This is a genomic window from Mesorhizobium sp. M4A.F.Ca.ET.022.05.2.1, from assembly GCF_003998845.1.
In the GTDB taxonomy this organism is placed as follows: domain Bacteria; phylum Pseudomonadota; class Alphaproteobacteria; order Rhizobiales; family Rhizobiaceae; genus Mesorhizobium.
Genome location: NZ_RZOJ01000229.1, coordinates 1 through 9757, shown reverse-complemented (window position 1 = coordinate 9757; position 9757 = coordinate 1). Strand labels below are relative to the sequence as shown.

At 64.8% G+C, this 9757-nt stretch carries 9 protein-coding genes; 5 read left to right on the top strand and 4 right to left on the bottom strand.

All coding sequences use genetic code 11. The features are described 5' to 3' along the window. Positions 1-211, top strand: a 211-nt coding sequence (locus EN745_RS36570; RefSeq protein WP_210213768.1) for a hypothetical protein, incomplete at its 5' end; no start/stop codon positions are given. A 100-nt stretch (positions 212-311) separates the two neighbouring features. On the opposite strand, the gene EN745_RS22210 is transcribed toward EN745_RS36570, so the two are convergent. The 3 genes from EN745_RS22210 to EN745_RS22200 all read right to left on the bottom strand — a co-directional run bounded on the left by EN745_RS22210 (position 312) and on the right by EN745_RS22200 (position 3184). Beyond that, positions 312-689, bottom strand: coding sequence for a hypothetical protein (locus EN745_RS22210; protein WP_127406893.1), 378 nt, complete (start codon positions 687-689; stop codon positions 312-314). A gap of 363 nt (positions 690-1052) precedes the next feature. Next, positions 1053-1367 (bottom strand): hypothetical protein, encoded by a 315-nt coding sequence (locus EN745_RS22205; protein ID WP_126055361.1) that lies wholly within the window; start codon positions 1365-1367, stop codon positions 1053-1055. Positions 1368-1645: 278 nt separating this feature from the next. Beyond that, the gene (locus EN745_RS22200) at positions 1646-3184 is read right to left on the bottom strand and encodes an FAD-dependent oxidoreductase (RefSeq protein ID WP_127422257.1); all 1539 of its coding nucleotides are present in this window, start codon (positions 3182-3184) and stop codon (positions 1646-1648) included. Between the two features lie 369 nt (positions 3185-3553). On the opposite strand from EN745_RS22200, the gene EN745_RS22195 reads away from it, so the two are divergent. Continuing rightward, positions 3554-4228, top strand: coding sequence for a protein-L-isoaspartate(D-aspartate) O-methyltransferase (locus EN745_RS22195; protein ID WP_127422256.1), 675 nt, complete (start codon positions 3554-3556; stop codon positions 4226-4228). Positions 4229-4325: 97 nt separating this feature from the next. Here the strand turns inward: EN745_RS22195 and EN745_RS22190 are convergent, their stop codons facing one another. Beyond that, on the bottom strand, positions 4326-6302 hold the full coding sequence (locus tag EN745_RS22190; RefSeq protein ID WP_245487788.1) for an acyltransferase family protein: 1977 nt from the start codon (positions 6300-6302) through the stop codon (positions 4326-4328). A 381-nt stretch (positions 6303-6683) separates the two neighbouring features. Between EN745_RS22190 and EN745_RS22185 the strand changes: the two genes are divergently transcribed. From EN745_RS22185 to EN745_RS22175, 3 genes are all read left to right on the top strand, one after another. Beyond that, a complete protein-coding gene (locus tag EN745_RS22185) occupies positions 6684-7037 on the top strand; it encodes a cupin domain-containing protein (RefSeq protein ID WP_127422254.1) in 354 nt (117 codons plus the stop codon). A 204-nt stretch (positions 7038-7241) separates the two neighbouring features. After that, positions 7242-7784 (top strand): hypothetical protein, encoded by a 543-nt coding sequence (locus EN745_RS22180; RefSeq protein ID WP_127400134.1) that lies wholly within the window; start codon positions 7242-7244, stop codon positions 7782-7784. A 162-nt stretch (positions 7785-7946) separates the two neighbouring features. Continuing rightward, positions 7947-9757 (top strand): AI-2E family transporter (locus EN745_RS22175; protein ID WP_145992094.1); only part of this gene is annotated, 1811 nt, incomplete at its 3' end.

The window sequence follows — 9757 nt, the reverse complement described above, 5'->3', positions numbered from 1 at the left end:
GTCTGGGCGCTGCCGCTTCGCTGCGTCACGCGTTTGTCTCCTGAGTGCCGGCTTTCTAGATGGCATTTTGGCAGGGATTTGCAAGGCGGAGGAGGTGGCGCGCACAAGCTTCGCGGTCGTCATCCAGGGCGAAGCAAGGAGCGAAGCGACGCGCCCAGACCCTGAGATCCATGCCGTGACTTGTGAGCGTTGCGGCGAAGCGGAATTCTGATCCGCCGCATTGTACGACTGGCGGCATCGACCCTCGGGTCAAGCCCGAGGTTGACGAGAGAGCCTCGCTCCCTGCCGGGATGACGAAGCTGCCCGCCTCGTCAGTAACGGCAAATCCGCACGCGTTCCAGCACCCGGCGGTGATGGTGCCAGTGCCTCACCCACTTCACGCGGCAATGGCGGTAATGGTGCCGGTAATGGTAGCGGTGCGGATAGCGGACCACGTAACCGGGATAATAGTCACGGTAATAGCGCGGGCCGTAATAGCGGCCGCCATAGTCGTAAAACGGTCCGCCGCCATAGAACGGTCCGCCGAAGGGTCCACCATAGAAAGGTCCACCGAACGGGCCGCCGTAGAACGGGCCGCCGAACGGACCGAAAGCGGGACCGAAAAATCCCAATCCGCGCGCATCCGCCGGCGCGACCGTGGCTGCCGCGGTGGCAACGGCGATCACTGAAGCAAGTAGCAGTTTTTTCATGGCAACCTCCTCCTGAAGGGTGATCATCGGCTAAACGCACCGCAGGAGACCTATGTTCCCAATCGCTAATATTCGTCGGTGTGGATCTGGCCCCATGAGGAAGAGATTGCCGCGCGGTAGCGGCAAGGGGCGTCAATGTTGCTCGTGCCCACCGCAGACAGGATGCCGAGCGGCAAGCGGGTTCCGCCGCGCTTCAGCGTGCCGATGAGAGGATGTCGGTCACGGCGAAGGATGGAACCAGAAAGGACGCGCAGGCCGCCTGAGCAGTTCGTCGCGGGGTGGAGATCAGATGCCATGTGGGCGGGGATTTGCAAGCGCGACGCCCTTCTCCCGCAAGGGGAGAAGGGGAGGCGGTATCAACGCTTACCACCGCCGTTCGCAGATGCGGATCTTCTCGATCACGCGGTGGTGGTGGCGCCAGTGCTTACGGTACTCGGTCCAGCAATGACGGTGGTGGCGCATGTAGTAGCGCGGCCTGTAGCCATCGTCGTAGACATTGTAGCGGTAGTGCGGACGATAGTAAGGGTCGCCGTAATAGGGGCGATAGGCGCCATAATAGTCATCGTCATAGGCCGGGCCGATGCCGATACCGAGGCGCAGGCTGTCGGCACTGGCCGGGCTGATCATAGCCGCCGCCGACGCAATCGCGATGACGGAGGCGAGCAGGAGCTTTTTCATGACTACCTCCTTTTCAATGCTGATCTAATAAAACCCCTGAGACGCGGTGCTGTTCCGATAAAAATAGTTCCGGTCTGATACGCCTTGGTGCGAAGTTCGCCCGGCAGGCGCTGGGTTGGGAGGCTGCACGCCAGAACTCCCAAGCCTTGATGAAGGCTCTCGAATAGATCCAAGCCTATCTACGACACTCGCTTTTGTTGGCCACAGCCATTCCCTGCTTGAGGCTGGCGAGCATTGATGGTGCTCAGGGTGCCTCGCAAGCCATCGCGGGGTGCCGCCTACGATTTCACGGCAGTCATCTCCCGCTCCATTTCCACCTCGGCCTCCAGGCTCGCGGTGTCGCGGAAGATCGAGGCGACGGCCAGCGTGCGGCCGTCGCGCTTGAAGCGCAGCAGGCAGTCCCTGGCACCGATGTCGCCATCGACCGCGATCTCGTCCCACTTTTCGGCATGGCCGACATAGTTGATGGGAACATCGTAATGCTGGCTCCAGAAGAACGGCACCGCTTCGAATTTCTCGCGCCGGCCGAGCATGTTGAGCGCCGCGGTTCGCCCCTGCCGCTCGGCAACCACCCAATGCTCGATCCGGATGGTCTCGCCGCTGCGGGGGTCTGGCCATCGCGCAATGTCGCCGGCGGCGAATACGCCAGGCGCGCTCGTCTCCAGAAAGGCGTTTACGACGACACCGCGGTCAAGGATAAGCCCTGCCTGTTCGGCAAGCCCGGTCCGCGGTCGCACGCCGATACCTGCGACGACCAGGTCGGCCGTCAGCGTCTTGCCGCTGGTAAGCGTCACCTTGCCGCCATCGATGCTGCTGGCGCTGTCCTCGAGATGGAACACAACGCCATGCTCCTCATGGAGGGCACGGATGAAGTCGCCCAGTTGCGGACCGAGCACCCGCTCCAGGGGCCGTTCTTCCGGCGCCACGACATGGACGTCGATATCGCGTGTGCGCAGGGACGCGGCAACTTCCAGGCCAATGAAGCTGGCGCCAAGCACCACGGCGCGGCGCGCACCCGTGGCCCGCTCGATGATGGCCCTGCTGTCTGCGAACGAGCGCAGCGTGTGGACGTGCGGCTGGTCGGCGCCGGGAATGGTGAGGCGCACCGGTTCGGCCCCGGTCGCAAGCAGCAGCCGGTCGTAGCGGACCCGGGCGCCGTCGGCGAGCACGACCTCGCCGGAACGCACGTCGATGCCGGCAACGTCCGCTTTGAGACGCAGGTCGATATCGTTCTTTGCGTAGAAGCTCTCGCCGCGCAGCGGAATCCAGCTTTCCGGCGCCTTGCCGGCGAGGTAGTCCTTGGAAAGATTGGGCCGATCTACCGGCGGCGCTTCGTCGTTGCTGAGCATGACGATGCTGCCTTGATAGCGTTCGCGCCGCAGTGTTTCGGCCGCCGCGAATCCGGCCGCGCCGCCGCCGACAATGACGATCTTCGCCGGGTCGGAGCCTCCATCGCGCGGCTTCGCTGCCGTCCGTTTGTGCTTCTCGCCCACGAAGATCCTGTTATCGCGCAGTTCCACCGACCAGCAGGCCAGCGGACTGAGGGCTGGCGCGCGCAAGGCCTCGCCGGTGCGCAAATCGAAGCATGCGTGATGCCAGGGACACCGCACGGTATCCTCCACCACAAGACCGTCGACGAGCGGCCCACCGTAATGTGTGCAGGACGCCGCGACGGCAAAGACCTCGGCGCCGCGGCGCACCAGCAGCACTTCTTCATCGCCGCAGTGGCCGACCAGCTTGCCGCCATCGGCAAGGTCGGAGAACGCGATGCCCTGAGCCAGGTCCGGCCCGTCTGATTTGGTGTGACCCGCAGCCATGTCCTTCTCCCTGGCGATCCAATCGCCTGTGCGGCCGAGAAACGGAAATCTCGAGGTCCACCGGCCCCAAAGAGCCGCTTTCCGGCCAGCTTGGCTCCAGCTTCTCGACACCGCCCAAACGCCCGGCCGCGTCATTCGTTGCCGCCTGGCGGCATGCATCCGTCATTTTCCCGGAACCGCTCGATCTGTTCCAGCGTTTGCCGGCGGAACGGGACGCGCATCGGCTTGCTGCGCCGAGCTCCAAAGGGCGACGTTCGCGCATGACCGCTTCGCGCCGTCGGGCCCCGCCAATGGCGGGCGTGACCGTGACAGGACGAACAGGGTATAAAACGATCTGGCAGCAGACTGGTCGAGGAAAGCTCCACCGTGATGAAACCGATGAACGAAGAGCACCTTGCGATCCTACGCAGGCACATGGTCGAGATGATTGCGATCCTCGCCGACCTTACAAGCGACGAACTCGGCAAGGCAACGTTCGAAGAGCGGGTGATGGCATCGATGCTGCGGGTGCCGCGACATCTCTTCGTGCCGGCCTCGGTCGCGCCTTATGCTTACCAGGACATGCCGCTGCCGATCGGCTTCGACAAGACCATCTCTCAGCCCTTCATGGTCGCTCTGATGACCGATCTCCTTGCTCCCCGACGCCACGAGTCAGTGCTCGAGATCGGGACCGGACTGGGTTATCAGACCGCGATTCTCGCGGAACTCGCCGGACAGGTCTGGAGCGTCGAGATCATCGAGGAATTCGCCAGCCAGGCCGAGGATCTGCTGCGGGGCCTTGGCTTCTCCAACGTCGCCATCCGTGTCGGGGACGGGTCTCGCGGCTGGCCCGAGCACGCTCCGTTCGACAAGATCCTGGTGAGCGTGGCGGCCGAACGGACGCCGCCGGCTCTGCTCGACCAGCTCAAGCCAGGGGGACGTCTGGTTCTGCCACTGGTGGCCGAAGACGTTCAGTTTCTGACTGTTATCGACAAGGCCGCGGCAGGGCAGATCAAGACCCGCAAACTCATTCCGGTCCGGTTCAGCCGGCTCGAAACCGTCTGATGCGGTGCGCACAGCTGGCACGCGCTTTCCGATCCTGACGCAGCTCCGGCAAACGCCGCTCGCAGCTGAAAGACCGCAATAGGTACGGCTCTCGCCCCTAACTGCGCACCTGCCGCAGCACTGTCTTTTCCACCACAGGCTCCAGCGATTCCGCGAAGGGGGTCGCCAGATGATGGCGGTCGCGGTAGGCGAGCTTGCCGTTGATGAAGACGTGGCAGGTGGTCTGGTCGCAGAACTGGCTGGTCAGGTCGACATAGGTGGCGCCGGGCACGCTGCGCACGACGTCGCGCTCCGCCGCGGCGATATCGTCGTTCGCCGCCGTGATCCTCGGCGTATCGCAGACCTCAGGTGGCTGCCCGCGCCAGAGCGCCCGCGCCACGCATTTGTCGACATAGTTTCCATTGTAGGGCACGTCCCTGATCACCGCGACCTTGATCCCGGCCCGGCTGAATGCCGCGAGCGTCCAGTGCAGGCCGGCCCTCCATTCCTGGTTCCAATCGGCGTGCCTCAGTTCCTCGGGCGATTCCTTCATCACGTTGCCGATCGAGAATTCCGAGATCACCACCATGCGCGGATGCAGCGCGATGATGTCCTTGACCGATTGCTCCCGCCACCGGTCGCATTCGGTGTAGTCGCGCTTCAGCCGCCAGTTCCAGGTCGTGACCCGTGAGGCACGGCAGGAGGATTTGAGATAGGTCACGACGCGGTAGTTGTTCCTGCTTGCCGCCTCGATCAGCGGCGTCGACCAATGATCGGCATGCGAGTCGCCGAACAGCACGACCGAACCCTCGGCATCCTTGGCGCCGAACACGCAGGGCTTGGGCTTGACGGTCTCGAAATCGAGCACGCAGCCGCCCTTGGCGCGCGCGGTGGAGGGGCGTGCCGCACTTTCGGCGATGACGCGCTGCTCGGGGTCGAGGTCGTGCACGGCCAGTCGCGCATTCGCGTAGGCGGCGACGACGCCGGTGCCGGTCAGGAGGACGGCCGGCACCAGCGCCCGCGCCGCATTGGCCATAAGCCAGCCATTGCGGCGTATCGGGTTCTCGATGAACAGGTAGGTGAAGGCCGACAGCGCCAGCGTCAGCGCCAGGCAGAAGAGGCGCTGCACGGTGGAGAGCTCGGCGGTAAGCATGCCGGCATAGACGATGACCGGCCAGTGCCAGAGATAGAGCGAATAGGAAAGCTTGCCGACCCATTGCAAGGGCGGCAGCGCCAGGACGGCACTGAGGCCGTTCCTGGCGCCGGCCGCTCCCGCCAGCAGCATGAGGACAGTGCCGGCCACCGGCACCAAAGCCGGCAGGCCGGGGAAGGGGGCGTCCTCGCTGAAGCAAAGATAGGCGATGGCGATCAGCGCCAGGCCCGCCCAGGCCATGGCGGCGCTCAGGCCGCGGCGCTGCCGCAAGGCCGCCGCCGGCACGAGCGTTGCCAGCCCGCCGGCGGCGAACTCCCAGGCGCGCAACGGCGAGAAATAGAAGGCCCAGGGTTGGGCTACCGTGGTCAGCCAGGCACAGACGGCGAAGGAGACAAGGCCGGCAAGCCCGATGACTAGGATCACCGCCCGCTTGCCCGGCCTCAACCATGCCGCAAGCATCAGCAGCGCCGGCCAGGCGAGGTAGAACTGCTCCTCGACCGACAGCGACCAGAAATGGATGAACGGGTTGTTGGCGGCGTCGGCGGCGAAATAGTCGAACGACCAGCGGATAAGCCACAGATTGATCATGTAGGCCGAGGCGAACATGGCGCCCTTGGAATAGAGCGACTGCTCCTCCGGCGACAGGATGACGGCGCCGGCGACCAGCGTGGCAAGGATGACGAACAGCGCGGCCGGAAGCAGCCGGCGCGCGCGCCGCGCATAGAAGCGCCAGAGGTCGAGCCGGCCGGTCTCGCCGATCTCGTTCACGAGATGGCGGGTGATCAGATAGCCCGAGATGACGAAGAAGATGTCGACGCCGGTGAAGCCGCCGGGGAGCGCCGTGAGCCCGAAATGGAAGGCGATGACGCCAGCCACCGCCAGCGCGCGCAGGCCTTCTATGTCGGGCCGGAACGAAGCCGAGGCCGGGAACTGTGCTGTCAAGACGACGCCTCGTACTGGTCGTTGGCAGCCCACCCAGGAACAGACTCGCCCCTGAGCGCCGATATCGCAATGCAACATATTTAACGCAGTGCAACATAAGGGGAGGGGCGCCTCTTACCTCGCCCTTGTTGGAGAGGTCGGATTGCCCCGATTTTTTCTTCAAAAATCGGTTGGCAATCCGGGTGAGTGGGTAAGCTGCGCCAAGCTGGGAACACCCTTCATCCGTCTCGGCGCTGCGCGCTGATCCACCTTCTCCCACAGGGGGAGAAGGCAAGGGCGCTTTCGCCAGTCTCCGACATTCGCGGTCGGCCTTCGCGTTGCCCGTGCCTCGCGCATCGGCTATTCGCGCTCAGCCAATATCGGCCGAAATGGGAGCTCAACATGACCGACACCACCATCCTCAAATTCGGCGCCATCGAGCATGCAGAGGCCGGCGACCTGCCGGGCTGGGTCGTGGTCGAGGGCAGGCCGACCATGCAGACCGCCGTGCAACACACCACCGCCGATGGCAAGGTGATTTCGGGCACCTGGCGGGCGTCGCCCGGCACCTACCATGCCACCTACACCGACTACGAGTTCGTGCACATGATCGCCGGCCGCATCATCATCACGCCCGACGGCGGAACCCCGGTCGAGGTCGGGCCGGGCGATGCCTTCGTGATCGAAGCCGACTTCAAGGGAACCTGGAAGATCATCGAGCCGGTGACCAAGCATTTTGTCGTCAGGGTGGGCTGAGGCGGCCGCGCCGGCGGGCACGCGAAAGCACCGCCTGGGCCGGCGCCGGGACCCACGACCCAACTCACCGAATGTTAGGGAGCGCTAAAGTATCGTTGTCCGGAAACGTGCGATCTGCTAGCATTTGATCACCGACAAACGGCGCTGGGAGCGCCGTGCGTCCGACATCATGCACAACAGATCAACTCGAACCGGAGAACGGCCATGAAACGGCTTCTGACGGTCGCTGCGCTATTGGCAGCGAGCAGTTTGATTGCGATGCAAGGCGCAGCCGCCGACGATGCTGCGCTGATCAAGAGCGCCGAGTCCGCCGCGCCCGCCGCCGTGGCGAGCGGTGCCGCAATCTACGCCATGGATGACAAGGGCACCATGCGCACGGTGCGCGAGGGCAAGAACGGCTTCTGGTGCATGCCGGACAACCCGGCTTCGCCCGGCCCGGACCCGATGTGCGGCGATGCAAACGCGATGGAATGGGCGATGGCGTGGGTCGAGAAGAAGGATCCGCCCAAGGGCAAGGTCGGCTTCATGTACATGCTGTCCGGTGGCACCGACGGCAGCAACACCGACCCCTATGCGACTGCGCCCACTGAAGGCAACAATTGGATAGAGACCGGCCCGCATGTGATGATCGTCAATGCCATGGACGTCATGAAGGGCTATCCTTCCGACCCCAAGCCTGACACTTCGAAGCCCTATGTGATGTGGCCGGGCACGCCCTACGCCCATCTGATGATCCCGGTTAAGTGACAGAGCGCAAAAGCTGCTGATCTCCCCCACAAGCGAGGAGATCGGCGGCTTTGCCGCCGCCCATCGGAACCGGGCGGTGGGCGAGCGCGTTGCCTGCCGGCTAAATATGGCCGATCATGGCCATTGGCAGGGCGGAGGCATCAGGTGAATCGTCGGAACGGCATGCGAGCGTCGGAGCCGGGACTGGCAAGTCTGCTTGCTGCATCGCGGGGCCATCCGCGCACGGTGCTGCCGACGGTCGCCACCGTGGTGACGACGGTCGCGGCGCTCTATTTCGGTCGCGAGGTTTTCCTGCCGATCGCCGTCGCGCTGCTGCTCACTTTCGCCATCGCGCCGGTCGTCGCCTCGCTCAAGCGCGCAGGGGTTCCCCGCCTGCCCGCCGTCGTCGCCAGCGTGCTCGGCGCCTTCGCCGCCCTTGCCCTGTTCTCCTTCGTCGTCGCCACGCAGGTCAGCGATCTCGCCCAGAACATCCCCGTCTATCAGATCAATATCCTGACCAAGATCCGCGCGCTGAAGGAAAGCGGCCTCGGCGGCGGCATCATCGCCAGGCTGAGCGGGGTGATCGAGCGCGTCGGCCAGGAGATCGAGCGCCAGGAGCCGCAACTGCCATCGGCGGCCGAGACGCCGAAGCGCGATCCGATCCCGGTCGAGATCGTCGCGCATGAAAAGCCGCTACAGGTGCTGCAGAACCTGATCGCGCCGCTGCTCAGCCCGCTCGCCTCGGCCGGCCTGGTCATCGTCGTGGTCATATTCATGCTGATGGAGCGCGAGGATCTGCGCGACCGCTTCATCCGCCTGGTCGGCTATGGCGATCTTCACCGCACCACGCAGGCGCTGCAGGATGCCGGCAAGCGGGTTGGCCAGTATCTTTTGATGCAGTTGGTGGTCAACATCGTCTACGCCGTGCCGATCACCATCGGACTTTGGGTGCTGGGCATCCCCAATGCGCTGTTGTGGGGGATGCTCGCGTTGGCGCTGCGCTTCGTCCCCTATATCGGCCCGATTATCGGCGCGCTGTTGCCGCTGTTCCTGGCGCTGGCCGTGGCACCCGGCTGGGCGCTGCTCTTGTGGACGGCGGCCCTGTTCATCGTGATGGAGCTGATCACCGGCAATGTGATCGAACCCTGGCTCTACGGCTCGCGCACCGGCCTGTCGCCACTCGCCATCATCGTCGCGGCGATCTTCTGGACCTGGCTCTGGGGCCCCCTTGGCCTGGTCCTGTCGACGCCGCTCACCGTCTGCCTGGTCGTGCTCGGCCGCCATGTGCCGCAATTCGAGTTCCTCGACGTGCTGTTCGGCAACGAGCCGGTGCTGGAGCCCCATGCCCGGCTTTACCAGCGGCTCCTGGCCGGCGACCCCGACGAGGCGACCGACCACGCCGAGGAATACCTGGAAGACAAATATCTGTTCGAGTTCTACGACAAGGTGGCTATCCCTGCTTTGTTGCTCGGCGAGCACGACCGCATGCGCGGCGTCCTCGACGATGAGCAGCGGCGCCTGGTGGCCGGCAGCGCCGAGGCCCTGGTGGCGAACCTCGACGACAGTGCCCAGCAGGAAGCCGAAGAGGAAGAGGTCGAGCCGGAAGCCGCCGGCTCGGGCGACGATAAGGCCGGCGAACGCAAGGCGTCCGAGCGCAGGCCTGGCGAGGACAAGGAAGCCGAGGAGGTTGAAGAGGTGAACCTGCCGGATGGAACCGGCATTGCGGTTCTATGCGCTGGCGGGCGCGACGAACTCGACGATGCGGCGGCCGCCATGCTGGCGCAGGTGCTGGAAGTGCAGGGCGCCGCGGTGACGAAGGCGGGCTTCACCGATATCGAGCCCGGCGGTGTGCGCCATCTCGAACTCGACGGGATCGACACGGTCGTCATCGGCTTCCTCAACCGGGATTCCGTCAAGCATGCGCGCTTTCTGGTGCGGCGGCTGAAGCGCCGCAGGCCAAAGCTCAGGGTCGGCATCGTCTTCTGGTCGGAAAC